Raw genomic sequence first — 26104 nt, 5'->3', positions numbered from 1 at the left:
TTATACTCCTAAAATTAGTTTAGCAATGGTAAAATAAATTAGAATACCAAAAATATCATTGCTTGTGGTGATAAATGGCCCTGTTGCAATTGCAGGATCAATTCCTCGTTTATCTAAAAATAACGGAATAAAAGTTCCGATTAACCCAGCTACAATTATCACTACAACCAACGAGACAGAAACGGCAAAAGAAGTTTGTAAGTCATTATTATAAAACCAAATAAAAATGAATAATACAATAGCTAAAGCCATACCATTTAAAGCTGCTAATAGCATTTCTTTTATTAAGCGTTTATTAATACTTCCTTTAACATCATCATTTGCCAAACCTTGAACAATAATTGCAGAAGATTGTACTCCAACATTTCCCGCCATCGCAGCAATTAATGGAGTAAAGAAAAATAGCACAGCATTTTCTTTAAAAGAATCTTCAAAACCACCCATAATTAGGAAAGCGCCAATTCCACCAATTAACCCTAGGAATAACCAAGGTAAACGTGCTCGAGTAAGTTGTAAAATAGTATCATCTGCTTCTACATCTTGGGTAATACCTGCCGCTAATTGATAATCCTTATCTGCTTCATCTTTAATAACATCTACAATGTCATCAATGGTAATTCGCCCAACTAATATACCTAGTTCATCTACTACTGGAATAGCTTCTAAATCGTATTTACGCATTTTATTAGCAACTTCTTCAGCGCTATCATGAACACTTACAAAATCAACTCTTGGGATATATACATCTGCGATTTTCGACTTAGTTGACGCCATTAATAAGTCTTTTAAAGATAATCGACCTTTTAATTTACCACTATCGTCAACTACGTAGATAGAATGTACTCTTGTAACTTCAGTAGCTTGCTCTCGCATTCGAGTAACACATCCTAATACCGACCAGTTTTCATTCACTTTTACCAATTCTTTGGCCATTAGTCCACCAGCAGAATTTTCATCAAAACGTAGAAGCTCAACAATTTCTTTAGCATGCTCTTCATCTTCGATTTGTAGCATTACTGCTTCTTTTCGCTCTTCAGGAAGTTCAGCTATAACATCGGCTGCATCATCAGTATCAAGCTCTTCAATTTCTTCGGCAATCTCTTTAGCAGACAATTGTTCTAGAATTTTTTCACGAACATCTATATCAACGTCCATTAAAACTTCAGATGTTGTTTCACTTCCTAATAAACGAATAATATAAACTGCATCATGAAAAGTAAGTTCGTCTAAAACTTCAGCAATATCAGCATGGTGAACATCTAAAAACAAATTAGAGAGGTCAGTATCTTTTTTATTTGCTATAAGATTAGAAACATTTTCAAGAAGTTCTGTTGTTATCTCTATCGCCATGACTTGCAATTTTATCTGTGAGTTCTATAAATTCCTGTACCGATAATTGTTCGGGACGCATCGCAAATATAGGGTCTTCTTTTAAGCTATTCGAAAGATTCAATGATTTTAAGCTGCTGCGAAGCATTTTTCTTCTTTGGTTGAATGCAGTTTTTACAACTCTTATAAATAATTTTTCATCAACAGGTAAAGTATAATTCTCTTTACGAATCATACGCATTACACCTGAATCAACTTTAGGAGGTGGATTAAATACAGTAGGAGGAACGGTAAATAGATATTCAACATCATAGAAAGCCTGTGCTATAACCGATATAATACCATACGCTTTACTTCCTTTTTTTTCTGCAATTCGTTGCGCAACTTCTTTTTGAAACATACCGGAAAACTCTGGAACAATATCTCTATTTTCAATAGCTTTAAATACTATTTGGCTTGATATATTGTAGGGAAAATTTCCAATAATCGCTAAAGGTTCTCCGTTAAATAACTGTTGCAAATTTTGTTTTAAAAAATCGCCTTCTATAATTTGGAATTTATCTTTAGAAGTGTCTAGTTTAATGTGTTCAACAGGAAAAGTTTCTTGTAAATAGGTCACGGATTCTGAGTCGAGTTCCAAGACAGTAACTTTAGGTTTTTTTTCTAAAAGATATTTGGTTAAAACACCCATACCTGGACCAATTTCCAAAACGTTTTCATAACCAGTTTCAGTTAATGTATCTGCTATTTTTTTAGCAATATTTTCATCTGTTAAAAAATGCTGACCTAAATGTTTCTTTGCACGTACACTCATACTGCAAAGATAGGAAGTTATATAGAGCTTTCTTTAAATAGTTGGTACGTATAATCTAATAATTCGGAATTTCCAGATTTTCCATGTCCAGGAATCACAAATTCTATGTCAGGAAATGTTTCCTTTATCTTTTGAATAGTGTTAGACCATTCGTTGATATTAGCATCCGCTAAATTACCCTTAGGAGCTTTTAAACTTTTAACTAAGCATCCTCCAAATAATGTTTTGTCTAAAGGGAAATAGGTAATCACGTTATCTTTTGTGTGTCCTTCTCCCATAAATGAAACATACACTTTGGTTTTGCCTAAATGGAATTCTTTGAATGAATTGAATGCGTTTTTAGGAATACTAGATTTGTTATTTTTTGCGAGTTCGATGGTTTTTTCAGTAGCGTAAGATTCTATATTAGCCTTGTGAAATTCATCAAGTGTATCTAAACAATCAACGTGAAAATGAGTTGGTACAATTGCAATAATTTCTGAATTGAGTTCAGATTGAATCCAAGTAATTAACTCAGTTGTGGCTTTCTTTCCAACAGGGGTATCAAAAATAATTGCTTTTCCATCGTGCTCCATAATTGCTCCATTACAAGGAACGTTACCAAAAGATGCTGTTTTTAAATAGGATGTATGTTGCCAAACATGCTTAGAAATCTTTGTGATTTTAATTGAATCAGAATTGTAGTTTTCTACTTCAACTTTACAACCTAATAGTAGAACTAAAAACAGAAAAGCAATTTTTTTCATATTTAGTTACTCGCAACTATAGGAAAAAACTCTTCAACAACTTTTAATTCCGTTCTAAAGGCAACCATTTTATCTGCAAAAAGTTTCATGCCATCAGAACGTAATTTTTCTGCGTCGTACTTGTAATAGTTGTCTAGATCTTCTCTAGTTTTTGCTGTGTATTGAACAGAGTAGGTAACTCCACCCATTTCTTCCTCTACAAGAACTTGAGTCATTTTAGCGCTAATAAACCTTCCAGTAGCTAATACTTCAGGGATATGAGATTGCATCCATGTTAACCATTCTTTTTCTACACTCTCATCAATATTAATCGTTACGTTGTATATATACATTCTTTCGTTTTATTCTATTTAAATAGAGTCGCCTCTTAATTTTCTAAATTTCTTCCTAGCATCAACCAAATAAATGCTAGATGGGTAATCAAAAATAATTTTTTGATAGTACTCTTTTGCTTTTTCTAAATCTTTTAGCTCGTTCGCATACAATTCTGCCATTAAATAATAAGCATCATCCGCTAAAATCCCTTGTTTGTCAATGTTAATAATTGCATTGTAATTTTCTATAGCTTTTGTATGTTGCCCTATTTTAACAAATAAATGTGCTTGTTTAAATAAGGCTTCATCTTCAATGGGTTGACCTTTGTATGTACTTAAAATATCGTTTAAAATTGATTGTGATTCTGCATTTTTATTTTGAAAAGCTAATAAGTCAGCTCTCGCATATTCTTTCAAGCCAGATGGAACACTATCTTTTGGTTGGTTATCAGAAATAATTAAAAATAGGTCAGCTGCATCATTTGCTATTAATTGAGTGGCAGATCCTTTTAAAACTTTTAACTGAGCCTTAGCCCATTTAAAATCGCTTTTAAAATAAGATGTTTGAGCTACTTTATATCTTGCTAGTTGACCTAATTCATGGTTTTTAAATTGAGTTTGAACCTGAGAGTAGTATATCAATGCTTTATTAAACAAACTTTGATATACGTGAACATCTGCCAGTTTTAACTTTACCCTTGCTTTTTGAAATTTACTTTGTGAAAAAGGAAGAGCTGTTTCAAGTACTTTTTTTGCTTCTTCAGGTTGATTTTTAGTAAAAGTTAGGTAATCTGCGTAGGCAATTTGAATTGAAAATGTATTACTATTAACACCAAATTCTTTGAATACAGCATTGAACTTTTGTGATACTTCTGGATCATTTTGTTTTACAGCTATCTGCAAATTCATCCGAATGGCATTAAACTTATCTCTTTGATAGTTGGTTTTTTCAATGGTAAAATCAAAGCATTTTTTGGCGGTATCATAGTCTCCATTATCAAAAGCAATTTCTCCTAGCTGATATATACTCACCAAACGATCATTATTTCTCGCATAGAGAGCTTTGTTTTGAATTAGAGCTTTTCCATAGTCTTTTTGTTTAATGAACAGCCAACGTAATAAATCATTCCAAACATCTTTTGGATTGCTAGCTGATTTTCTTAACAATGCCTTTTTGAATAGAATATTATTCTCATCTTCGCTATCATCAGAAATATATCTTGCACAATATCGCTTAACAATATTCAAATAATTATCGTTTTTATCTAGATAGTCTACGTATTCATTAAACATAAATTCAAAATCACCTTTTTCACCATATATTTGAGCAATTTGGAATTCGTAATGTGCGTTCGGATTAAAAGTTGATGTTTCTTTATAGGCTTTTATAGCTAAGTCTAATTTATTATAATCTTGAAATAGACGCGCAATAGTTCCACCATAACCCGGTTCTTTTGAGATGGAATTTAATGCCTTTTTATAAAATCGTTGTGCTTCTTTGGTGCTTTGTTGTCTTTCATAATTATAACCAAGCATTACGTTTAAAAAAGTAAGTTTTGGTTTTCTTCGAATTTTTTCTTCAAGTAATTTTTTTGAAGACTCAAATTGATTCGTTTCTTGATAACAACTAATTAGTCTTTGTAAATAAGTAGTATTATAAGGACTTCTATTGACTAAATCTTTATAAAGTTGAGTGGCTTTCTCATACTCACTATTTCTAAAATAATTCTCTGCTAAGGCAAAAGTACTGGACTGTGCTTGGGAAAAAGTGCTAATAATCAGCAGTATTAAGAAAATTATTCGAAATCTCATCAACCAAAAATAAGGAAGTTAAATGTTAAATTTTAATTAAAAGTGATGCTTTTTTTTGAGATTAGTGTAATGTTTTGGCACGGAATTTGTCTTATACATAGAAACTAATACAAATTTATTATGAAAAACGTAACGAAACAATACGAACTGTCAAGTAAGAAAGCAAAGGAGTTTATGAAAAACGGTCAAATAACACAGTATTTTGAAGCTTTGCTTGAAATGAATAAATATAAGAGATTAATGGTTGCTATTGCTGCCAATTAATATATACATTGTTTGAAGAAATCCAGTAACCAGCGGCGCGCACTGATTACTGACTTTTAAAACTTTTAATTTATAATATCAAAACCACAATAAGGGATTAATACCTCAGGTATTTTTATTCCCTCTTCGGTTTGATAATTTTCTATAATACCTGCTAGCACACGTGGTAAAGCTAAAGAACTTCCGTTTAAAGTATGTGCTAATTGGTTTTTACCTTCACTGTTTTTAAAACGTAATTTTAAGCGATTCGCCTGAAACGTTTCAAAGTTTGATGCAGAGCTAATTTCTAACCACCTTTCTTGAGCTGTTGAATACAATTCAAAGTCAAAAGTTAAGGCTGAGGTAAATCCTGTATCTCCTCCGCATAAACGTAAAATTCGATATGGTAATTTTAACTCCCTTAAAATTCCTTTGATATGTTCAACCATTCCGTTTAATGCATCATAAGAATTATCAGGATGTTCTATACGAACGATTTCAACTTTATCGAATTGGTGTAAACGATTTAATCCACGTACATGAGCTCCATAACTTCCTGCTTCTCTTCTAAAACATGGCGTGTATCCTGTTAAGGCAATTGGTAATTCATCTCCTTTTAACAAATCTCCACGGAATAAATTAGTAACTGGTACTTCAGCAGTCGGAATTAAATATAAGTCATCACCTGTAACATGATACATTTGACCTTCTTTATCTGGCAATTGTCCTGTTCCAAAACCAGATGCTTCATTTACTAGATGAGGAACCTGAACTTCTTTATAACCAGCAGCAATGTTCTTATCTAAAAAATAGTTAATTAAAGCACGTTGTAAACGAGCACCTTTTCCTTTATAAACAGGAAAACCAGCACCAGTAATTTTTGCGCCTAAATCAAAATCAATAATATCATATTTTTTAACTAGCTCCCAGTGAGGCAAGGCTTTTTCACCTAAATCAGGAATTGTTCCCTCTCTAAAAACTTCTTCGTTATCGTCTTCGTTTGCTCCAGCTGGAACAGAAGTATGCGGAACATTAGGGATTTGGTACAAAAGCTCTTGTAATTTATCGGTTACAGCATGTAACTCTTCAGTTAAAGCTTTTGACTTATCCTTTAATTGCCCAGTTTTTTCTTTTAAGATGTTTGCTTTTTGAACTTCACCAGATTTAAATAAGCCTCCAATTTCCTTGGATAATTTATTCGATTCTGCAAGTGTTTCATCTAATGAAACTTGAGTAGACCTTCTAGTTTCATCGGCTTCTAATACTTGATCAAGTATTTCTTCAGCATTGGCAAAATTTCTTTTTGCTAATCCGTCCAAAACAGTTTGTTTGTTTTCTCGAATAAATTGAACTTGTAACATGATGTTTAAAAATTTAAGCGACAAAGATAAAATAAGCGCTACACTTAAACAACGTGTATTTATATATTATTACGAATGTATTCTAATGAGTCTTTTTTGTCTTGTTTTATTTGTTCGGTAAGAATATACAAAGAATCAAATTTTTGTTCTTCTCTTAGAAAATATAAAAGTTCAATAACAAGTGATTTACCATATAAATCTTGAGAGAAGTCAAAATAATTAACTTCAATAGTTTGATGATTTCCGTTTAAAGTGGGCCTGTTTCCAATGTTCATCATTCCATAGTAAACATTATTATCAATTGTAGATTTCACAACATAAACTCCCGCCTTAGGAATTAATTTATAATTTTCTTCAACTGCAATATTCGCGGTAGGAAAGCCAATTTTTTTTCCAATTTTTTTCCCATCTACTACTTTTCCTTTCAAGGTAAAATTATAACCTAAATAGTTATTAGCGGTTTTTAATGCACCCTCTTTAAGAGCTCTCCTTATTTTGGTTGAACTTACAGCAACTGAATCTATATCTTGAGCAGGGATTTCTTGTACTTTGAAATTGTATATATAGGAATACTCCGTAAGTTGTTCGATATTGCCTTCTCGGTTTTTTCCAAAATGATGGTCATATCCTATAATTAGTTTTGAAACTCTAAGTTGATTTACCAGAATATCTCTTACGAAATCCATAGCTGATAATCTTGAAAACTCTCTGCTAAAAGGGTGGATTATTAAATAATCTAATCCTGTTTTTTCTAGAAGATTAATGCGTTCATCAATGGTATTAATTAACTCAATCGACGCATCTTTTTGTAATACCATTCTAGGATGAGGGAAAAATGTAAGTAAGGCTGATTTTTTATTATTATCAGATGCTTGTTTCACCAAATCTTTTACAATTTTCTGATGACCAATATGAACACCGTCAAATGTACCAATAGTTACATACGTTTCATGAGTAGGTGTAAAGTCAAAAATTGAATGGACTGTCTCCAAATTGAATTAATTTTTAGGCAAATTTACAAGTTAAATTATCAAAAATATATTATAGAACATAAAATGTGATAATCATAAAAAAAAGGTGTGTTTAATGTGTGAATAGTAATAAAAACTGACAAAATATTTTATGAATGAAAAAAAATTGTATTTTGCGATATAGTTAACAAATTATTTACATTATGATAAAAAAGTTATTATTGGCTGCGTTTACACTGTTTTGTAGCTCATTAATGATGGGGCAAACTACTGTTACAGGAACAGTAAACGATGCGACACTTGGAGGTCCTTTACCTGGGGCCGACATTAAAGTTTCTAGAAAGTCTGTTGGTACAAATACTGACTTCGACGGAAAATTTACACTAACTGTTACGGATACACCACCTTTTACAATCGAAATTTCTTCGTTAGGGTATCAAACTGTAACTGTAGAAATTACTAAAAATAATCAAGTTGTAGAAGTGGCTCTTAAAGAGAACGCTACTGCTTTAGATGAAGTTGTAATTTCAGCATCTAGAACACCAGAACGAGTTATGGAATCTCCCGTAACTATCGAAAGGTTTGATTCTAGAGCTATCAAGAACACTTCTGCTCCGTCTTTTTATGATGGGTTAGAAAATTTAAAAGGGGTTGACATTAACACAAACAGTTTAACCTTTAAGTCTGTAAACACAAGAGGTTTTGCAACTTTTGCAAATACACGTTTTATGCAGTTAGTTGATGGAATGGATAATTCTTCACCTGCATTAAACTTCGCATTAGGAAACTTATTAGGTTTATCTGAGTTAGATGTGAAGAGTGTAGAATTACTTCCTGGTGCATCTTCTGCTTTATATGGGGCAAATGCATTTAACGGTATTATGTTTATGAGAAGTAAAAATCCTTTTAATGATCAAGGAGTAAGCTTTGTTTTTAAAACAGGTTTAACAAATCAAGAGGCTGCTGGAAGCAACGAGTTTTACGATACTAGTATTCGTATGGCTCATACTTTTGATGATTACTTTGCTGCAAAAGCGACTTTATCTTATTTAAAAGGTACTGAATGGTTCGCTACTGATGATAGAAACACATTCAATGGAGAATATGCTGCTGGTACTAGAGATTCTGATATTAACTATGATGGATTAAACATTTATGGTGATGAGGTTTCTACAAATATTAGAGGTGTAGCTCAGGTTTTAGAAGGATTAGGATTAATTCCTTCAGGTGCTTCTGCTTTAGTTCCTAGTGTGAACGTAAGTAGAAATGGATATGCTGAAAGAGATTTAATGGATTATGATGCAAGAAGTATGAAATTTGGAGCTTCTATGCACTATCGTCCTTGGGGTAACGATCGTTTAGAAATTATCTGGAATTCTAAATTTGGTAGAGGTAATACTATCTATCAGGGAGCTAACCGTTACTACATTAAGGACTTCTTTATGGAGCAACACAAATTAGAATTCAGAGGAAAGTATTTCTTCGTAAGAGGTTATATGACAGCTGAAGACGCTGGTAATTCTTATGACTCAAGATTTACTGCGATTAACTTAAACAGAAGTTGGAAAGATGATCAAACTTGGTTTGGAGAGTACGTTGGAGGTTATTTAGGAGCTGTTTTAGGCGGTGCTACCAATGATGCTGCACACAACATAGCTCGTACGACTGCTCAACAAGGAGCACTAGTTCCTGGTACTGCTGAATTCCAAAATGCTTTTAATCAAGTTATCAATGACCCAGATTTAAGTACTGGATCTAAATTCCAAGATCAATCTCAAATTCGTCACGTTGATGCAAACTTAAATTTAAGTCCTTACATCGATTTTGCTGAATTCCAAGTTGGTGGATCATACAGAGAGTATTCTTTACGTTCTAGAGGAACAATTTATACTGATTTTGATGGGCCGATCGATTATGACGAGTTTGGTATATATACTCAAATGCAAAAGAAGTTTTTAGATGACAGATTAAAGTTTACTGGATCTGTTCGTTATGATAAGGCTCAAAATTTTGATGGAAACTTCTCACCAAGAGTATCTTTAGCATATGCTGCAGGAGAGACTAAAAACCATAACTTTAGAGCTTCTTTCCAAACAGGTTTTAGAAACCCAACTACTCAAGATCAATATATTGGTTTAGATGTAGGTAGAGCATTCTTAGTAGGTTCTGCTCCTGATAACTTAGATAGATATAATACACCAAACATTGCATTAAGTGGTAATGGTGCTGCTTTAGCAGGTGCTGCTTCTGTATCTTTATCGGGTAGATCAGCTTATGAAAATGCATTCTCTTCAACTTCAGTTCAGGACTTTGTGGCTGGAAATGTTGCTGCACCAGTAAAAGCAGATGTTGGTTTAGTAAAGCCAGAAAAGGTTACTGCTTATGAAGTTGGATACCGGGGTGCAATTCCAACTGGAGATAATAAATTAAGTGTAGACTTAAGTGTTTACTACAATGATTACCAAGATTTCATTGCAAATGAGGTAGTTGTAGCTCCGTTATATGGGCAAGCAGACTTATCTGATACTGCTCCAATTGGTCCTGGAGGATCTCAGGTTCCAGTTGCATTAGCAGCTTTAGCAAATGGAGATTTTACTACATTTAATGCATATACAAACTCTAGTGCAGACATTAGTTCTTATGGTACAACAATCGGATTAAACACTAAGGTATTTAATGGTTTCAATGTTGGTTTAAACTATACATGGTCTAAATTTGATTTTGATCAAGCTTCTGATCCTGATTTTGAGGCTGGTTTCAATACGCCAGAGCATAAAGTTAAGTTTCAATTCGGACACACAAATCTTTTCGAAAACTTTGGTTTCAATGTTAATGTAAGATGGCAAGATGATTACTTATGGGAATCTACTTTCCACGATGCTGTAATTGATGCCAGAACGGTTATAGATGCTCAAATGAACTATAAGATTCCTTCGATTAAATCTGTATTTAAAATTGGAGGAGCTAACTTAACAGGTCAAGAATACTTCAGTGCTCCTGGAGTTGGTGCTATTGGTTCTCAATACTATATTTCTTGGACAATTAATAACTAAAAGATGAAAAAAATGAAATTTAAATATAGCTGGTTACCAATTGCTTTATTGTGGTTAACAGCATGTGATATAAATAATGAATTAGAGGCTATTCCTGAAGTTGAAGCTCCTGTTGTACAAGTTGATGCTACCGGATTAGATTTATCAAATTATGTTGCGGTAGGTGCTTCGTTTAGTGCTGGATTTACTGATAATGCATTATTTATCGCTGCACAGGAAAATTCTTTCCCAAATATTATTAGTAAAAAGTTTCAATTAGCAGGTGGTGGAGATTTTGTTCAACCATTAATGAATGATAATGTTGGAGGATTATTATTTGGTGGAACTATGATTCAAGGTCCAAGATTATTCTTTAACGGAAGCGGACCAGCATCATTAGCTACATTAGGAGCGGTTCCTACGACTGAGGTAACTACAAAATTACCAAGTAATTTAAATAACTACGGTATTCCAGGAGCAAAGAGTTATCATTTTGTTGCCGCTGGTTATGGTAGTGTAAATGCTGTTCCATTAGGTCAAGCTAATCCTTATTTCGCTAGAATTTCTTCAAGTGAAACTGCTACAGTTTTAGGAGATGCAGTTGCAAATGCTCCTACATTCTTCACGCTTTCTGAAATTGGAGGAAATGATGTTTTAGGGTATGCCTTAGGTGGTGGAGCTGGTGTAGATCAAACTGGAAATCCTAATGCTGGTTCTTATGGGTCTGCGGATATTACAGATCCAGGTCTTTTCAAACAAATATTTGATGGGATGGTTGAGACTTTAACGTCAAATGGAGCAAAAGGAGTGGTAGGTAATATTCCTTACATTACATCTTTAGCGCACTTTACAACGGTTCCTTACAATCCATTAGACCCAACAACAAATGCTGAGTTAGCTGGACAAATTCCGTTATTAAATAATGTTTTTGGAGCGATTAATCAAATTTACGCTGGAGCAGGGCAACCTGAAAGATCGATAGTTTTCTCGACAGACGGACCAAACGCAATGGTTATTTATGATGAAGATGCTACGGACTTGTCTGCGGCTATTACTGCTACTTTAGGTGCTAGTCCAACATTTGTGCCTTTTGTTCAGTCATTAGGTTTACCGGCTGCTGCTGCGCCATTAGTTGCTCAATTATTAGGACAACAATACGGAAAGGCAAGATCGGCTACAGAAAATGACTTATTTGTTTTAACTAGTAGTGCAGTAATTGGTACTGTCGATACAGATGCTGCTGCTGCTTTAGTTGCGCAGAGTGGTGGATTATTACCTGCAACGTTAGCTGGACAGTTTTCTGCAAATGGTATTACATTACCTTTAGCAGATAAATGGGTGTTAACACCTCAAGAGCAAAACAATATTAAAGTAGCGACTGATGCCTATAATGTTACGATTAAAGCTGCTGCCGATAGTAAAGGTTTAGCTTTTGTTGATTTCAATGCTATTTTACAAGAGGCTGCTACTAGTGGATTAAACTTTGGAGATTTTACTATGACTACCAACTTAGTTACAGGTGGATTAGTGAGTTTAGATGGAGTTCACTTAACTGCTAGAGGTTACGGATTAATGGCTAACGAGTTTTTAAAAGCAACTGATGCTACTTATGGAAGTAACTTTACATTAGCTACGGATGGGTTAGCTAATCCAAATGATTTACCAACAAACTATTCACCAATGTTGAGGTAGATAGTTTTAATAATATCATAATGTGAAAAGGTTGGGGTAATTCCCAACCTTTTTATTTTTCTTCCTTTTTATTTTCAATAATATATTTTTTATACTTTCCATCTCTATACCTATCATATATAAAGATAGGCATTAAAATGAATGACATGTACATAACTCCCAGTCCCATTACTATCTGAGCTTTTTCATGTTGTGTGTTTAAAAGATATATTCCAACAATCATCCAGATTAGAAAGATGATAAATAATATTTTTAGTAAATTCTTCATTTCTTATTATTTGTCACAAAAATATAAATCCTGTTAATAGATTACTAACAGGATTTATAAGTTTATTTAAAGAGTGTTTTTTTACATTTTCATTAACCAAGCACGCATATCAACCTCTTGCTTAATAATATCTCTTAAATCGTCTATTTTGACACGTTTTTGCTCCATCGTATCTCTATGACGAATAGTAACTGTATTATCCTCTAATGTATCATGATCTACAGTAATACAGAAAGGAGTTCCTGCTGCGTCTTGTCTTCGATATCTTCTTCCTACTGCGTCCTTTTCATCATAAGCTACACTAAAATCCCATTTTAAATCATCAATAATCTTACGTGCGATTTCAGGAAGACCATCTTTTTTCACTAAAGGTAAAACTGCGGCTTTAGTTGGTGCTAATACTGCTGGTAATTTTAATACAGTTCTCGTAGTTCCGTTTTCAAGTTCTTCTTCTTGTAATGAGTTTGAGAAAACAGCTAAGAACATACGGTCTAAACCAATTGATGTTTCTAGTACATATGGGACATAACTTTTATTCTCCTCATGATCGAAATATTGTAATTTCTTTCCTGAGTACTCTTCGTGAGCTTTTAAATCAAAATCTGTACGAGAGTGAATTCCTTCTAATTCTTTGAATCCGAATGGGAATTTAAACTCAATATCAGCAGCAGCATCAGCATAATGGGCTAATTTTTCATGATCGTGAAAACGGTAATTGTCTTCTCCTAAACCTAACGATAAATGCCATTTTAAACGAGCTTCTTTCCAGTGTTTATACCATTCTTGTTGGGTTCCTGGTTTAATAAAGAATTGCATTTCCATTTGTTCAAACTCACGCATTCTGAAAATGAATTGTCTGGCTACAATTTCATTTCTAAAGGCTTTTCCTGTTTGTGCGATTCCGAAAGGAATTTTCATTCTTCCTGTTTTTTGCACATTTAAGAAGTTTACAAAAATACCTTGAGCTGTTTCAGGACGTAAATATACTTTTGTAGAACTATCGGCAGAAGCACCTAATTGAGTTCCAAACATTAAGTTAAACTGTTTAACTTCGGTCCAATTTTTTGACCCTGAAACAGGACATACAATTCCTAAATCTTCAATTAGTTGTTTAAAACCAACTAGATCATTTTCTTCTTGAACTCTCGTTAATTCAACAGTAATTTCATCGATCTGCTTTTGGCGGCGAAGAACGTTAGGGTTTGTCGATCTAAATTCGTTTTCATCGAAATCATCTCCAAAACGTTTTTTAGCTTTCGTTATATCTTTGATGATTTTTTCATTGATTTTTTCTCTAAAATCTTCAACCAAAACATCCGCTCTATATCTTTTCTTAGAATCTTTATTATCAATTAATGGATCATTAAATGCATCAACGTGACCTGAAGCTTGCCAAGTTGTCGGGTGCATTAAAATAGCGGCATCAATACCAACGATGTTTTCGTTCATTTGTACCATTGCTTTCCACCAATAATCTCTAATATTCTTTTTTAACTCAACTCCATTTTGAGCGTAATCATAAACAGCACTAAGCCCATCATATATTTCAGATGATTGAAAAATATAACCGTACTCTTTAGCGTGTGAAATAACCTTTTTAAATTGATCTTCTTGTTTTGCCATAATACTGCAAAAATATAATATGGTTTGAATTTATTGTAGTCTAAAAACAAAAAAGTGAAGAAATTACATTCTTCACTTTTTATTGATGTGTTTTTTGCGAATTTTATCTTAGTTTTAACTGAGTTCTCGCTGAAAATACTCCGTCGACATATGCGTTCACAGTATAAGTACCTTTTTTAATATCATCGCGATTAACTAGAATTAAAGACACAACTCCTAGTCTATTATTATCATAGTTAGCAAACATATTGTCGCTATAGAAAACATTTGAACCGTCTTTAATGTCTTTATTTCCTTTAGAGGCGACAACTTTTTTCTCCTCATCTAAAATCTGAATTAGTATTTCTTTTTTCCCCGGACTCGTTACGGGATTTGCTAATAAATCGAATTTAACTCTAAAAGCATCTGTTCTTCTAGATCTAGAAGTACTTGTTAATTTTCCGCTACTACGTTCTTTCATCGCTTCAGCAACTATGTTGCTAACTTTAATTATACCAGCGATATCGACCTTAGCTTTTAATTGAGCTTGTCTTTTTTGGAGTGTGATGTTTTTACGTCTTAGATTTTTTTGAGATTCCTCATTTTCATCCAATTGTTGTTTTACAACAATATTTTCTTGAAGCAATTCATAATTTTGTTTGTTTAATGAGTCTACTTGAATAAATAATCGTCTGTTTTCACGCTCCAGTTTAACGATTTTTCTAGAGTATTTTACAATTAAATTATAGTTAGATTTCTCAAGGTTTTTGATAGAATCTCTTAGTAAAATTATTTTATTTATCTCTTTTACTAAGCGTTGCGATAAGTCCTTATTCTTAACATTTACATTTTTATAATCCTCGATTATTTCATCTAATTCTGCTTGAAGTTCTATTTTTTGTTCAGAGAATGCATCTTCAAGTTTTTGATAATCACTATTTAATTTAAAGGAATAAACAATCAATAATATGACCAATGCCGCAATTAAGTATTTAAAACCGCTGGGTTTAATGGTAATTTTAGAGCTCATTATATTGCTAATATTGGGGTTTAACTTTACACGTACTTTAACTAATAATTCATATTAGAGCAGGGGGAAAGCTTAATAACTTAAGCTACATTTTTTTGAATTTAATCAAAAAATTGGTTTCCAAAGATAATATATTATTACAATAGTTAATAAAAACTTAAAAGAATATACAAATCAAGTTGTTTTTACTAATAACTTATTGATAAGAAAATTATTATAATAATATCTCTGCAGTTTTTCAATATTTAGCAATAAATCGAGTGATATATTGATTTTTTATTTTTTGTTATGATTCATGAAAGATGCGATTTCAAGAACATTTTGCTTATTTAAAGAGGAATAAAATATAGAAAGCATTCCGTTTTTCGAAGAATTGCAATTTGGAGTTTTTTCTTCGTTTCCTTTAAAAAACGCTTCAATAGAGTATTGTCTTAAAAAGGTTAAATTTTTTGAAGAGCTATGAATACTATCAAGTTTAAAGCATGTATTGTTGTCAATTACTGTTACACTATCAATATTAATTTTTTTTGTTGCCTGTAGAGCAATACTAAATTTAACACATGGTTTGTGTGTTTTTACGTCAGAGTATATAATTTTTCTTTTAGCACTCATAACTTTCAAATCGTTTTGACAACTTGAAGCTATAAAAAGACTAAACAAAATGAAATAGGAGGTTTTCATTTTTAAGTTATTTAAAGAAACCTAAGAAGCTAGAGTTATTAACATTGATGGGGGCTTCTTAGGTTTGGATTATTATATAAGAGCGAATGGTTGCATGTAATTTGAACTGTTGAAGTTTTAAATATTCCATGTATGAGGGTAATTATTTCGCTTTATATGGCTATTAAACAGACTTCCAAAAAAATACCCTACTTTTTGATAAAAAAAAATTAAGTTTGCTTTCTATGAAGCATGAAGAATCAATATGCAAACCTAAAGTGTTTGAAGACATTTTTGATAATCATTCTGAGGGGCTTAGAAATTATTTGTATTACAAATCTGGCGACATGCATTTGGCAGAGGATTTGGTGCAAGAAAGTTTTGTAAAGCTCTGGAAAAGTTGTGCTAAAGTTTCAATAGCAAAAGCTAAATCGTTTTTGTTTACAGTTGCTAGTAATTTGTTTTTAAATGTTGTTGCGCATAAAAAAGTTGTACTAAATCATCAAAAACAAACTCCGAAGCAATACACTAAAGAAACTCCAGAATTTATTTTAGAAGAGAAAGAGTTTATGGATAAATTACAAAATGCTATCGCTGATTTATCTGAAAAGCAAAGAGAAGTTTTCTTGTTAAATAGAATAGATAAGAAAACTTACACGGAAATTTCCGAAATTGTTGGGATATCTGTAAAAGCTGTGGAAAAGAGAATGTCACTAGCTCTAAAAAGTCTTAGAGAGAAAATTGAATTACTATAAAGTAGGGTAATTTGCTAGTAAACTGTTTTTTAATAAAAAGTACAAAGCATAATTATGAAGGAAGCATACGATGATACTTTTTTGGCTCGATGGATTGATAATCAATTGAGTGACTCTGAATTGGATGAGTTTAAAACCCATCCAGATTACTTGTTGTATAAAAGAATAGCTACAAAATCTAAGGAATTAAGTACACCTGATTTTGATAAAAATCAATTATTTTCTAGAATTCAAAAGGAAGTAAATGCTCCAAAAAAGAATAAAGTAAAACCTTTGTATAAGGTTGCTTCTATCGCAGTTGCGGCATCTGTTGCAATTGTTTTTGGGCTACTTTATTTATATAACGCACCAACGATACATACTACAGATTTTGGAGAACAAATGGCAGTCCATCTTCCTGATGGTTCTGAGGTAATGTTAAACTCTAAATCAGAGATTTCTTTTAGTGAAAGAAATTGGGTCATTAGCAGAAATGTTGAGTTAAAAGGAGAAGCGTTTTTTAAAGTTGAAAAAGGAAGTAACTTCACGGTAAACACCAGGACAGGAAATGTATCGGTTTTGGGAACACAATTTAATGTTACAACAAATGACGATTTAATTGAGGTTAGTTGTTATGAAGGAAAAGTAAAAGTTGAATCTCAAGAAAAAGAAGTATTTTTAACCAAAGGAAAAGCTTTTAGAAATATAGATGGCGTTTCTGAAGAATGGGAGTTTAAAAATACAGAGCCTAGTTGGAAGAATGGAGAAAGTTCTTTTACAAGTATCTCTTTAAAATATGTGATAAAAGCAATCGAGAATCAATACAGTGTTAACATAAGCGCTAAAGGAGTAAATTTAGATAATAAGTTTACCGGAGCATTTACACATGAAGATTTAAACATTGCATTAGAAACAGTATTCAGACCCCTGCAAATTAAAGCTACCATTTTAGAAAAAAATAAGATTATATTGGTTGAAGAATAAATGGGTTTTAGTCAAGTTCGCATTGTTATTTTTTTTGCTCTTTTATTGACGGCTGGCCTTCATTCTCAAACAAAAGAAAATGTAGTTCCACTAAAACAAGTTATATTAAAAATAGAAGAGCAGTATCAAGTGAAATTTTCATATTCTGATGAAGTAATTCATAATAAGAATATTGAAAATTTTTCTGCTGAATTACCACTTGATGAGTTGTTGAAAAATCTTGCGAAACAAACCAATCTATTATTTAAGCAAACTACAAATCGATATATTTTAATCCTTGAAAAAAACATCAATTCTGATAAAACTATCTGCGGTTATGTTATAGATAAGTATTCTAAAGAACCTATTGAAGGGGCGAGTGTTTATGTAAAAACTAAGAGTATTGGAACCATTACTAATTATGATGGTTATTTTGAGCTAAAAGAAGTTTCAAAGGAAGATGAGTTATTAATAACTTATTCAGGTTATAAAACTATAGCCGAGATTGTTTCTCTTGTTACTGCGAGTTGTAATACTTATGAAATTGAAGAGTATTCTTCTAAGTTAGATGAAGTTTTAATCAATAGTTACTTGGTTAATGGGATTACCAAAAACAAAGACGGTTCTATAGCAATTAAGCCGCAACAAAGAGAAATTTTGCCAGGGTTAACCGAGCCGGATGTATTGCAGAGCATTCAGTTATTACCAGGAGTTTTAAGTCCAAATGAAACTTCATCAGGTTTACACATCAGAGGAGGAACACCAGATCAAAACTTGGTTCTTTTCGACGGAATTCGAGTATACAATCCAGCGCATTTCTTCGGTATGATTTCCGCTTTTAATCCTTATATAATTGATGAAGTAAATGTTTTAAGTGAAGGAGTAGGAGCGCAATATGGGAATCATGTTTCTGGTGTAATTGATATTCGAACTAAATCGAAAGTAGCAAATAAAACCAAAGCGAGTTTAGGTACCAATTTAACACACGCAGATGCTTTTTTAGAAATGCCATTATGGGATAAAGCTTCAATATTAATTTCTGGAAGACGCTCGTTATCGGATATTTTTGAAACCTCTACTTTTCAAAGTCTAGCGAAAAAAGTGTTCCAGAATACTATTATCGATCAAAATGAAAAAAACGATGTTGATCAGGTTTTTGATAAAAACAATAAGTTTTATTTTCTTGATTTTAACACGAAACTAATCTTCGATATTGGAGAAAAAGACCAGTTGATGATGCATCAATTATTTGTAAGTAATAAGCTTGATTATCGCTTCGGATTAAGTGATGGTACTTTTTTACAAAACGATAAATTAGATGTCGAGAATTTAGGTTTAGGTGCTAACTGGACTCGAAAATGGAACAATAATGTAACCCAAGAAACAAGTCTTTATTTTTCGGATTACGAATTAGACTATAATTTTATAGGTGAACAAAATGTTGATCCTGTTTTTTCGCAATCTTCAATTAAGAAAAACTCTATAAAAGAGTTTAATTTTAAAACTGGGGTAAATACAAATTTGAACCAGTATAATCAATTAGGTTTTGGTTTTGAGTTAATTAATAATGATGTAAGTTATAATTTAGGGAGAACGTACTCTTTTTCCCCTGAGAGCGATTATAATATCGAAGAGGCTAGTTCCAGCACTATTTATGCGCTTTATGGAAATTACAAGTTCGATAAAGAAGATAAAGTAAACATCAATGTAGGATTAAGAAACACTTACTTTTCTTTGGAGAATACATTCTTTGTTGAACCAAGGTTATACGCACAAGTGAAGTTATTTCCGTCGTTATGGGTGAACTTTTCCTACGAAAAAAAGCAGCAAAACATCAGTCAGTTAATAGAGTTTTCTACGAATGATTTTGGGCTAGAGAATTATGTATGGAGTTTATCAAACAAAAATGAAATTCCAATTTTAAATTCCGATCAAGTATCAACTGGATTTGTATTTAAAAAGGATAGTTGGATGTTAGATGTAAATACTTTTTATAAAACAATTGATGGGTTGACATCTCTTGCCAAAGGTGTTGCTACAAATGCTAATATTACGGCGAATGGGAGCAGTGTTTCAAAAGGAATTAACGTGTTGCTTAAAAAACAATTTACCAATTACACTTCTTGGGTGAGTTATAGTTTTGGAGATACTACGTTTGAGTTTCCTGAAACCAATGATGGGAAGCCTTTTTCTGGAAGTAATGATATTACACATCGCTTTAGGTGGTCCAACAGTTATGAAGTCGGAAATTTTGATTTTTCTCTAGGTTGGGTATATCGAACTGGGATTCCTTTTACAGAAGTTATCGAAACTAATAATAACGGAACACAAGAGTTTTCTTTCGGAGATGTTAATGGAAGGCGTTTGGATAGTTATCAAAGACTTGATTTTTCTTCTACTTATAAATTTAATATCTCAAGAGATAAAAAATGGAAAGCTAAATTAGGTGTTTCTTTTCTGAATATTATTGATAGAAGTAATACACTACAAAGAAACTTTTTTCTTACTAGAGATCAAGACTCAAATATTATTTTAGGAACTACCGATACAGTTTCCCTTGGCTTTACACCAAACGTTATGTTTCGAATTATTTATAATTAATCGTATCTTCTTTTTAATTGCAGTTAATTTAAAGCTTAATCTATCCAAATTAATTGCTTAGCGTAGTGCTTCCATTTTTCATTCGATTTTTTTAATAAGAACAAACTTCCTGAAGCTATGCTTTCTCTGTAAATAAGAGCATAGTTTTTGTCAATAGAAAACAACGGAATCGAATAACTTAATCTGTTTTTATTCGAGTTAAAAAAACTTGACTCTATCAGCTGTTTCCAATTATTAATTTTATTTTGGTTTAGTTGGCAATGCATAAATTCAAAGTCTTTGTCATTAAAAAAACTTGTAAAATCAATAATATCCTTTTCGGATTTAATTTCAATTTTTGTCATCATTGAAAGGGCTTCAGGTTTTAAGAAAATCTCAAGAGTTTCTTTTGAAATTGTTCGATTCAAGACTTTATGATCTATAACATTATCAAACGAATCCTTTTGCGTGATTAACTCTTGCTTTATAAGCTCTTTAATGAGTTCAATATCTTTACAGGTTTTAAAGTTTTTTTGTTCTTGAGCTTTACAAGAAACTAAAGACGTTAAAATAAAAACGAATAGTAGGATTTGAACTTTATATAGTTTCAAAATCATAGAATTTAGATGTATTAAAATATTTTGCTTATTATTCAATCCATATGCTTTTAGAGCATTTATATATCCATTTGTTTTGTTTCTTTATCAACAAACTAAAAGAACCTCCATAACGTCCTTTTTGATAGTATATGGCAGCTTTATTTTCCCTAAAAAGAATTGGGTAAGAAATGAAAGAGGCTTTTGAATGTTCTCTTTTAGTTTTAAAGCCAATTTTAGGATATAGTCTCTTTAGGTTTACCTTTTTTAAATCCTTGATTTTTTCCTTTATATATTTTATTTCTTCTTTTACAATAACCTCTTTGCCGTCAATACATAATTCAAAATCAAAAGAATTTAGATTTATAAAGGTTCCTAAACTTTGATCCAAATCTTGATTTATAGTCTTGTAGTAAATAGATTCTTTCTTGGATAAAAGGGATAAAATTTCTTCTATATCATTATTAGTGTTATGTTTTTTATATGAAGAACAGTTAAATAAAAAAAATAGTAGGAAGAGAAAATTAATCATGTTTTTAACCTTTGATATTGGGTCTTGAGTGTGTTTCATTTTGTATTATGTTGCTCAATTCTTAGATATAACATTAGGATATGGAATTTGGGAAAGTAGAAGTCTTATTCATATCAGTTTGATTTAAAGATATAAAAACATTTTAGATAGTTAATAAGAAGAGTGTTTAAGTGATGCTGATTGAGTAGATAAAACTAAAAAATCCTCTAAGAAATAATCTTAAAGGATTTTGTTGTGACCTCGGCAGGATTCAAACCTGCAACCTCTTGAGCCGTAATCAAGTGCACTATTCAGTTATGCTACGAGGCCGTTTTTGCGGATGCAAATATAAATCATTTTTCTTAACTGTAAAACTATTTAGAAATTTCTTTCTGAAAAATATCTAATGAGTCCTTCGCTTTTTCATAATCTTCTTCATTAATTAATAAATCAACTGACTGACCTAGAGGTCCAAAACCAGCTAACCTACTTGACTCTTTATTGTCTTTTATTATTGATGAAATACCTATTTCATCTAAGATATAAGCTAATCTATTTACTAAAATAGAAGTTCCTGAATATAATTTTATATGATTACTCATAACACATTGTATTTTAATTAATCTAAAGAATTCATTGTTACAAAAGCTCTCCAACCAATTATGGCTAATTGAAATTTAGAGGCTTTAGAAATATCTAACTGTTTTTTGGTAAACGATGGTAAAACAGTTTTATTGATCTTGGCTAATGCCTTAAAAAGTTGTTTTTTCATTATCGTCTGATATACTCAAATATAATGAAAATTGAGTAAAAGTGATGAGTTAGCAGCTCACCACTTTGTGTTTCTTTTTCTGGTTTTCTTTTCTTTCGTTTTTCTACTTTTTCTTTTCAATCATTTTTTTAGCCAATTCAGCACCGATTAATGATTGTAGCAAATTCCCACTGTTCTTATTTCCTGTGCTACCTTCAATATAAGTTGTCGGTAGTTTTAAATCTTTCAATTCCTTAGCAACTCCCACTGCAGTTTTATATTCCCATTCAGCTTTTTCTTGAGGTGTAAGTCCTGCACCCACTAATCGCTGATTTTCATATGCCTGCGCGTCCGCAGCTAATTTTTTACTTTTTGCTTTAAATTGTTCAACTTCATATTGTTTCTTTTCCTTTATTAAGTTGAACTCTGCAACTTTTGCTTCCGTTTCAGCAGCAATTGTTTGTTGAATTTGGGCTTTTTCTAGTCTAGCTCTTTCTTTTGCTTTTTCTGCTTCTCCTTTTGCTTTTTCTTTTTGCGCACGGTAAAACTCTCTTTCAGCTTGTTGTTTTTCTAATTGCGTTTGAGCAACTTCTTCTTTTTGCAATTGTAATCTGTTATCGAAAGTTTCTTCCCAATCAATTTCTGTAACTACGGCTTGAACTACAGTTAAACCATATGATTTAAGCGAGTTTCCTTTCACACGGACTGGTTCACCATCTTTCATTTTTATTCTGAATCTTTTTTGACGAGATTCTTTATTAGGAATAGTTCTGGTTACAGTGCTATCTCCAATAATTTCTGGTTTTTGATTCTCTACATACTCTTCAAGTACATACATTCCGTTTTCTAATTGATCTTGAAAATACCTATCGAAATCTGCAGCCTGACCAGAGATATAATCTTGAGCAGCCATTAACTTACAGGTGTTTTTAATAGATTGATCGATGTTTGGAATAATTCTCGATCTGATTAAATTCTTTTCTGTTTTATTTCTGTCTGCAACCGATAAGAATTGCTTTTCATCTGATATATCAATGCTAATCACAATAGATGTCGCAATCTTTCCTTTTACAGCGTCGTTAAATTCCCATTGACGAGATTTATCTACGTAAGCATACTGACTTTGGTCTCCTAATTGACCTTTTTGGTTCGGAATTACATATTTTACTGGGATTTCGAACTGAATAGGAATTAACCTTCCCCACATCTTAGTTTTTAAACCTTGTTGAAATACTGCTTTTTGGCCTCCCCAAGGGTATTGAACTGCGTAAGCCGTACCTGGTTCCGCATAGAAGAACATTCCTGATACAATGCTCATTAATACACCTACGATAATTGCGGTCAAACTCTTTTGAGTTGTCAGCCAATCTAAATTCTTGTTTTTTTCTAAGAAAGGTTTTATAACAATTGACGCAAGGCCTAGTAGGATTATTAAAATTCCAAAAAATGTTAGCATATATATTTAGTTTTTAAAAGTTGATATTAAAAAATTGTTTGAATTAAACTGGATAAAAATTCAGTTAAAGCCATAGTTAGTTTCAATAGAAATACAATCATTTTTTATAGTCGTTTTCGTGTTAGTAAATAGTATAATTTCGAAATTGTTCTTCGAATATATCAGGAAAGAAATCCTACTTCCAAACTTTTTGAAACGATTTAATTAAATTGAATTTACATATGAAGTCAAAAATGTTAAAAAAGTTTTAATATGAAACATTATTGACTTAATTATGGTTTTGTATTGTAATTGATTTTTGTTCTAAACAAATAATACTGTAATAAAATAAAGGCTCTTTTTTTGAGGTTTTTGAAAAGTAAAGGAAATCTTGTTTTCAGAACTAGGTGTTTTTGGTGTTTCAATTTTTTCTTAAGTAAAGAAGTTTGTTTTTTTAGAAAAATGTAATCGCCCATTTTTCATTAAAATTGGTCAGTTGTCACAGTATGAATATTCCTATATTCGTAAAAATTTTTTTCATGAGTGTTGTTTACATTGTTTTAGGGTTAGTGCTGTTGGTTTTGGGTGGTGAATTTTTAGTAAGATCATCTGTTGGTCTGTCTTTTAAATTCAATATTTCTAAAATGGTTATCGGAATGACGGTTGTTTCTTTTGCCACATCTGCACCAGAATTATTAGTTAGTTTACAGGCGGCAATGGATGGTTCTCCTGCAATTGCTATAAATAATGTTATTGGTTCTAATATTGCTAATATTGCCTTGGTTTTAGGGATTACAGCTATAATTGGCCCAATTGTGGTGAGTAAAGATTTTTACAAGCTTAATTGGCCAGTAATGATGGTTTTCTCTTTGTTGTTATATTATTTTTTAGCAAATGATCAGAAATTGAACAAGGTTGAAGGTCTTATTTTGTTTTTAGGACTGGTTGTTTTTTTGGTGGTTTTAATTAAATCTGCTAAAGAAGAGGAGGCTAATGATGAAGTTGACGACAAGTTAGCCACTGTTGGATATGCCAAAATAATGGGATGGTTATGTGTTGGTGGAGCCGCGTTGTATTTTGGTTCTGAGTTACTGGTAAATGGAGCAAAAACATTGGCTAAAAGTGTTGGAGTAAGTGAAGGAGTGATATCAATAACTATGATTGCTATTGGAACAAGCGTGCCCGAATTAGCAGCCTCTGTTATTGCAGCAGTAAAAGGAGAAAAGGCGATATCTCTAGGGAATTTAATTGGGTCAAATATTTTTAATATTGCCTCAGTTTTAGGGTTAACATCGCTAATTAAAGAAATTCCGGTGACGGAACCTCAAATTTTGTCACGTGATGTTTTTTGGATGTTAGGGTTTGCATTCATTATTTTGCCTTTAGCGTTTATTCCTAAAAAGTTTGTTTTAAATAGAATTAAGGGATTTGTTTTGTTTTTAGCTTATGTTGTTTTTATTTATTTGGTCGCATTCGTATAAAAAATGCCCACTGAATTCAGTGAGCATTTATAAACAATTTTATGTTGTGTTTTAAATCTTAAGATTTAAATTTTTGCATTTTTTACTGTTTCAACGATTCTTCCTGCAACTTTATATGGATCTGCATTTGAAGCTGGACGACGGTCTTCTAACCAACCTTTCCAACCTTTCTCAACAGTAATAATTGGAATTCTAATTGAAGCTCCTCTATCTGAAACTCCATAGCTGAAATCCTTTATAGAAGCAGTTTCGTGTAATCCTGTTAAACGTTGGTCGTTAAATTCTCCGTACACAGCAATATGCTCTTTTGTTACAGGTCTAAATGCCTCACATACTTTTTCGTAAACCTCTTTACTTCCGCAAGTTCTTAATAATGTGTTTGAGAAGTTTGCGTGCATACCAGATCCATTCCAATCTCCTTTAATTGGTTTTGGGTGATATTCAATATAATATCCGTATTTTTCAGTTAATCTGTCTAATAAATAACGAGCAACCCAAATTTCATCACCTGCCTTTTTAGCTCCTTTAGCAAATAATTGGAATTCCCATTGTCCAGAAGCAACTTCTTGGTTAATTCCTTCGAAGTTTAATCCGGCAGCAATACATAAATCAGCATGCTCTTCAACGAAGTCACGACCGTGGGTGTTTTTACCACCAACAGAACAGTAATACATTCCTTGAGGTCCAGGATAACCACCAATAGGGAATCCTAAAGGTAATTGAGTGTGGGTATCCATGATGAAATACTCTTGCTCAAATCCGAACCAAAAATCATTATCATCATCATCAATACCAGCTCTTCCGTTTGATTCATGCGGCGTACCATCAGCATTTAAAACTTCAGTCATAATTAAGAATCCATTCTCACGTGCAGGATCTGGATAAATAGCAACAGGTTTTAATAAACAGTCAGAATCTCCTCCTTCTGCTTGTTTTGTTGAAGAACCATCAAAAGACCAAATAGGACAGTCTTCTAATTTTCCACTAAAGTCATCTACAACTTTAGTTTTACTACGCATGTTTTGAGTTGGATAATATCCATCTAACCAAATGTACTCTAATTTTGACTTAGCCATGATTTTTTTATCGTTAATTAGTTTAATGATGCAAAAATGAATATTTTTTTAAACACCCCCAAATTTTTAGGGGTAAAAGTCCTAATTTTAATAAAAAAATAAT

The 26104-nt window shown here is 32.1% G+C and carries 24 protein-coding genes and 1 tRNA gene; 7 read left to right on the top strand and 18 right to left on the bottom strand.

From position 1 onward, the window contains the following. From mgtE to ACOSP6_RS12030, 5 genes are read right to left on the bottom strand one after another with little or no spacing between them, the layout of a single operon-like run. On the bottom strand, positions 1-1350 hold the full coding sequence (gene mgtE, locus ACOSP6_RS12050; protein WP_422094675.1) for a magnesium transporter: 1350 nt from the start codon (positions 1348-1350) through the stop codon (positions 1-3). Further along, complete coding sequence (rsmA, locus tag ACOSP6_RS12045; protein WP_422094674.1) at positions 1319-2143, bottom strand: 16S rRNA (adenine(1518)-N(6)/adenine(1519)-N(6))-dimethyltransferase RsmA; 825 nt, start codon at positions 2141-2143, stop codon at positions 1319-1321. Before rsmA ends, mgtE begins: the two co-directional genes overlap by 32 nt. A 17-nt stretch (positions 2144-2160) precedes the next feature. Then, entirely contained in the window at positions 2161-2889 is a 729-nt protein-coding gene (gene bla / locus ACOSP6_RS12040; protein WP_422094673.1) for a subclass B1 metallo-beta-lactamase, read from the bottom strand. 2 nt (positions 2890-2891) lie between these two features. Beyond that, the gene (locus ACOSP6_RS12035) at positions 2892-3221 is read right to left on the bottom strand and encodes a DUF4286 family protein (protein ID WP_422094672.1); all 330 of its coding nucleotides are present in this window, start codon (positions 3219-3221) and stop codon (positions 2892-2894) included. An 18-nt stretch (positions 3222-3239) separates the two neighbouring features. Next, entirely contained in the window at positions 3240-5015 is a 1776-nt protein-coding gene (locus ACOSP6_RS12030) for a tetratricopeptide repeat protein (RefSeq protein WP_422094671.1), read from the bottom strand. A 120-nt stretch (positions 5016-5135) separates the two neighbouring features. Here ACOSP6_RS12030 and ACOSP6_RS12025 point away from each other — a divergent pair, with 120 nt between their 5' ends. After that, positions 5136-5279 (top strand): hypothetical protein, encoded by a 144-nt coding sequence (locus tag ACOSP6_RS12025; protein ID WP_422094670.1) that lies wholly within the window; start codon positions 5136-5138, stop codon positions 5277-5279. A gap of 65 nt (positions 5280-5344) precedes the next feature. Here ACOSP6_RS12025 and serS read toward each other — a convergent pair whose 3' ends face one another. Both serS and ACOSP6_RS12015 read right to left on the bottom strand, forming a co-directional pair. After that, positions 5345-6619, bottom strand: a complete 1275-nt coding sequence (gene serS / locus ACOSP6_RS12020; protein ID WP_422094669.1) for a serine--tRNA ligase — start codon at positions 6617-6619, stop codon at positions 5345-5347. A gap of 59 nt (positions 6620-6678) precedes the next feature. Continuing rightward, entirely contained in the window at positions 6679-7611 is a 933-nt protein-coding gene (locus ACOSP6_RS12015; protein WP_422094668.1) for a bifunctional riboflavin kinase/FAD synthetase, read from the bottom strand. A gap of 182 nt (positions 7612-7793) precedes the next feature. On the opposite strand from ACOSP6_RS12015, the gene ACOSP6_RS12010 reads away from it, so the two are divergent. Together ACOSP6_RS12010 and ACOSP6_RS12005 are read left to right on the top strand one after the other, a co-directional pair. Then, positions 7794-10643 carry a TonB-dependent receptor gene (locus ACOSP6_RS12010; protein ID WP_422094667.1) on the top strand — a complete coding sequence of 950 codons (2850 nt, stop codon included), beginning with the start codon at positions 7794-7796 and terminating at the stop codon, positions 10641-10643. Between the two features lie 12 nt (positions 10644-10655). After that, positions 10656-12314, top strand: a complete 1659-nt coding sequence (locus ACOSP6_RS12005) for a G-D-S-L family lipolytic protein (protein WP_422094666.1) — start codon at positions 10656-10658, stop codon at positions 12312-12314. 52 nt (positions 12315-12366) lie between these two features. Here the strand turns inward: ACOSP6_RS12005 and ACOSP6_RS12000 are convergent, their stop codons facing one another. The 4 genes from ACOSP6_RS12000 to ACOSP6_RS11985 form a co-directional block, all read right to left on the bottom strand. Continuing rightward, positions 12367-12582, bottom strand: coding sequence for a hypothetical protein (locus tag ACOSP6_RS12000; RefSeq protein ID WP_422094665.1), 216 nt, complete (start codon positions 12580-12582; stop codon positions 12367-12369). Positions 12583-12663: 81 nt separating this feature from the next. Further along, positions 12664-14205 carry a glycine--tRNA ligase gene (locus tag ACOSP6_RS11995; RefSeq protein ID WP_422094664.1) on the bottom strand — a complete coding sequence of 514 codons (1542 nt, stop codon included), beginning with the start codon at positions 14203-14205 and terminating at the stop codon, positions 12664-12666. 103 nt (positions 14206-14308) lie between these two features. After that, complete coding sequence (locus ACOSP6_RS11990; protein WP_422094663.1) at positions 14309-15214, bottom strand: hypothetical protein; 906 nt, start codon at positions 15212-15214, stop codon at positions 14309-14311. A gap of 276 nt (positions 15215-15490) precedes the next feature. Next, on the bottom strand, positions 15491-15826 hold the full coding sequence (locus ACOSP6_RS11985; protein WP_422094662.1) for a hypothetical protein: 336 nt from the start codon (positions 15824-15826) through the stop codon (positions 15491-15493). A gap of 293 nt (positions 15827-16119) precedes the next feature. Between ACOSP6_RS11985 and ACOSP6_RS11980 the strand changes: the two genes are divergently transcribed. Genes ACOSP6_RS11980 through ACOSP6_RS11970 form a run of 3 tightly spaced genes read left to right on the top strand, consistent with a single transcriptional unit; the run spans position 16120 to position 20172 of the window. Then, on the top strand, positions 16120-16629 hold the full coding sequence (locus ACOSP6_RS11980) for an RNA polymerase sigma factor (protein WP_422094661.1): 510 nt from the start codon (positions 16120-16122) through the stop codon (positions 16627-16629). 54 nt (positions 16630-16683) lie between these two features. Further along, the gene (locus ACOSP6_RS11975) at positions 16684-17592 is read left to right on the top strand and encodes a FecR family protein (protein WP_422094660.1); all 909 of its coding nucleotides are present in this window, start codon (positions 16684-16686) and stop codon (positions 17590-17592) included. Next, positions 17593-20172 carry a carboxypeptidase-like regulatory domain-containing protein gene (locus tag ACOSP6_RS11970; RefSeq protein WP_422094659.1) on the top strand — a complete coding sequence of 860 codons (2580 nt, stop codon included), beginning with the start codon at positions 17593-17595 and terminating at the stop codon, positions 20170-20172. Between the two features lie 35 nt (positions 20173-20207). Here ACOSP6_RS11970 and ACOSP6_RS11965 read toward each other — a convergent pair whose 3' ends face one another. The 6 genes from ACOSP6_RS11965 to ACOSP6_RS11940 all read right to left on the bottom strand — a co-directional run bounded on the left by ACOSP6_RS11965 (position 20208) and on the right by ACOSP6_RS11940 (position 23465). Further along, on the bottom strand, positions 20208-20762 hold the full coding sequence (locus ACOSP6_RS11965) for a hypothetical protein (protein WP_422094658.1): 555 nt from the start codon (positions 20760-20762) through the stop codon (positions 20208-20210). Positions 20763-20799: 37 nt separating this feature from the next. After that, positions 20800-21318, bottom strand: coding sequence for a hypothetical protein (locus ACOSP6_RS11960; RefSeq protein ID WP_422094657.1), 519 nt, complete (start codon positions 21316-21318; stop codon positions 20800-20802). Between the two features lie 196 nt (positions 21319-21514). Then, a tRNA-Arg gene (locus ACOSP6_RS11955) sits at positions 21515-21588 on the bottom strand. Positions 21589-21632: 44 nt separating this feature from the next. Continuing rightward, positions 21633-21860, bottom strand: a complete 228-nt coding sequence (locus tag ACOSP6_RS11950; protein WP_422094656.1) for a putative signal transducing protein — start codon at positions 21858-21860, stop codon at positions 21633-21635. 17 nt (positions 21861-21877) lie between these two features. Beyond that, on the bottom strand, positions 21878-22030 hold the full coding sequence (locus tag ACOSP6_RS11945; protein WP_422094655.1) for an SsrA-binding protein: 153 nt from the start codon (positions 22028-22030) through the stop codon (positions 21878-21880). A gap of 103 nt (positions 22031-22133) precedes the next feature. Next, complete coding sequence (locus tag ACOSP6_RS11940; RefSeq protein WP_422094654.1) at positions 22134-23465, bottom strand: hypothetical protein; 1332 nt, start codon at positions 23463-23465, stop codon at positions 22134-22136. A gap of 518 nt (positions 23466-23983) precedes the next feature. Here ACOSP6_RS11940 and ACOSP6_RS11935 point away from each other — a divergent pair. After that, a complete protein-coding gene (locus ACOSP6_RS11935) occupies positions 23984-24925 on the top strand; it encodes a calcium/sodium antiporter (RefSeq protein WP_422094653.1) in 942 nt (313 codons plus the stop codon). Between the two features lie 65 nt (positions 24926-24990). On the opposite strand, the gene ACOSP6_RS11930 is transcribed toward ACOSP6_RS11935, so the two are convergent. After that, complete coding sequence (locus tag ACOSP6_RS11930) at positions 24991-26001, bottom strand: glutamine synthetase beta-grasp domain-containing protein (RefSeq protein WP_422094652.1); 1011 nt, start codon at positions 25999-26001, stop codon at positions 24991-24993. Between the last annotated feature and the right edge of the window lie 103 nt (positions 26002-26104).

The sequence above is a fragment of the Tenacibaculum sp. MEBiC06402 genome (genome assembly GCF_049239625.1).
Lineage (GTDB): Bacteria > Bacteroidota > Bacteroidia > Flavobacteriales > Flavobacteriaceae > Polaribacter.
The sequence above is the reverse complement of the archived record's forward strand: the minus strand, read 5'-3'. Positions and strand labels throughout refer to the sequence as shown.

Coding starts and splice junctions, on each gene's coding strand:
- ACOSP6_RS11995 (WP_422094664.1), bottom strand. CDS start 14,205: ATGGCAAAACAAGAAGATCAATTTAAAAAGGTTATTTCACACGCTAAA.
- ACOSP6_RS11940 (WP_422094654.1), bottom strand. CDS start 23,465: ATGCTAACATTTTTTGGAATTTTAATAATCCTACTAGGCCTTGCGTCA.
- bla (WP_422094673.1), bottom strand. CDS start 2,889: ATGAAAAAAATTGCTTTTCTGTTTTTAGTTCTACTATTAGGTTGTAAA.
- ACOSP6_RS11935 (WP_422094653.1), top strand. CDS start 23,984: ATGAGTGTTGTTTACATTGTTTTAGGGTTAGTGCTGTTGGTTTTGGGT.
- ACOSP6_RS11945 (WP_422094655.1), bottom strand. CDS start 22,030: ATGAAAAAACAACTTTTTAAGGCATTAGCCAAGATCAATAAAACTGTT.
- ACOSP6_RS12030 (WP_422094671.1), bottom strand. CDS start 5,015: ATGAGATTTCGAATAATTTTCTTAATACTGCTGATTATTAGCACTTTT.
- ACOSP6_RS12010 (WP_422094667.1), top strand. CDS start 7,794: ATGATAAAAAAGTTATTATTGGCTGCGTTTACACTGTTTTGTAGCTCA.
- ACOSP6_RS11975 (WP_422094660.1), top strand. CDS start 16,684: ATGAAGGAAGCATACGATGATACTTTTTTGGCTCGATGGATTGATAAT.
- mgtE (WP_422094675.1), bottom strand. CDS start 1,350: ATGGCGATAGAGATAACAACAGAACTTCTTGAAAATGTTTCTAATCTT.
- serS (WP_422094669.1), bottom strand. CDS start 6,619: ATGTTACAAGTTCAATTTATTCGAGAAAACAAACAAACTGTTTTGGAC.
- ACOSP6_RS11990 (WP_422094663.1), bottom strand. CDS start 15,214: ATGAGCTCTAAAATTACCATTAAACCCAGCGGTTTTAAATACTTAATT.
- ACOSP6_RS12025 (WP_422094670.1), top strand. CDS start 5,136: ATGAAAAACGTAACGAAACAATACGAACTGTCAAGTAAGAAAGCAAAG.
- rsmA (WP_422094674.1), bottom strand. CDS start 2,143: ATGAGTGTACGTGCAAAGAAACATTTAGGTCAGCATTTTTTAACAGAT.
- ACOSP6_RS11980 (WP_422094661.1), top strand. CDS start 16,120: ATGAAGCATGAAGAATCAATATGCAAACCTAAAGTGTTTGAAGACATT.
- ACOSP6_RS12035 (WP_422094672.1), bottom strand. CDS start 3,221: ATGTATATATACAACGTAACGATTAATATTGATGAGAGTGTAGAAAAA.
- ACOSP6_RS11970 (WP_422094659.1), top strand. CDS start 17,593: ATGGGTTTTAGTCAAGTTCGCATTGTTATTTTTTTTGCTCTTTTATTG.
- ACOSP6_RS11985 (WP_422094662.1), bottom strand. CDS start 15,826: ATGAGTGCTAAAAGAAAAATTATATACTCTGACGTAAAAACACACAAA.
- ACOSP6_RS11950 (WP_422094656.1), bottom strand. CDS start 21,860: ATGAGTAATCATATAAAATTATATTCAGGAACTTCTATTTTAGTAAAT.
- ACOSP6_RS11960 (WP_422094657.1), bottom strand. CDS start 21,318: ATGAAACACACTCAAGACCCAATATCAAAGGTTAAAAACATGATTAAT.
- ACOSP6_RS12000 (WP_422094665.1), bottom strand. CDS start 12,582: ATGAAGAATTTACTAAAAATATTATTTATCATCTTTCTAATCTGGATG.
- ACOSP6_RS12005 (WP_422094666.1), top strand. CDS start 10,656: ATGAAATTTAAATATAGCTGGTTACCAATTGCTTTATTGTGGTTAACA.
- ACOSP6_RS11930 (WP_422094652.1), bottom strand. CDS start 26,001: ATGGCTAAGTCAAAATTAGAGTACATTTGGTTAGATGGATATTATCCA.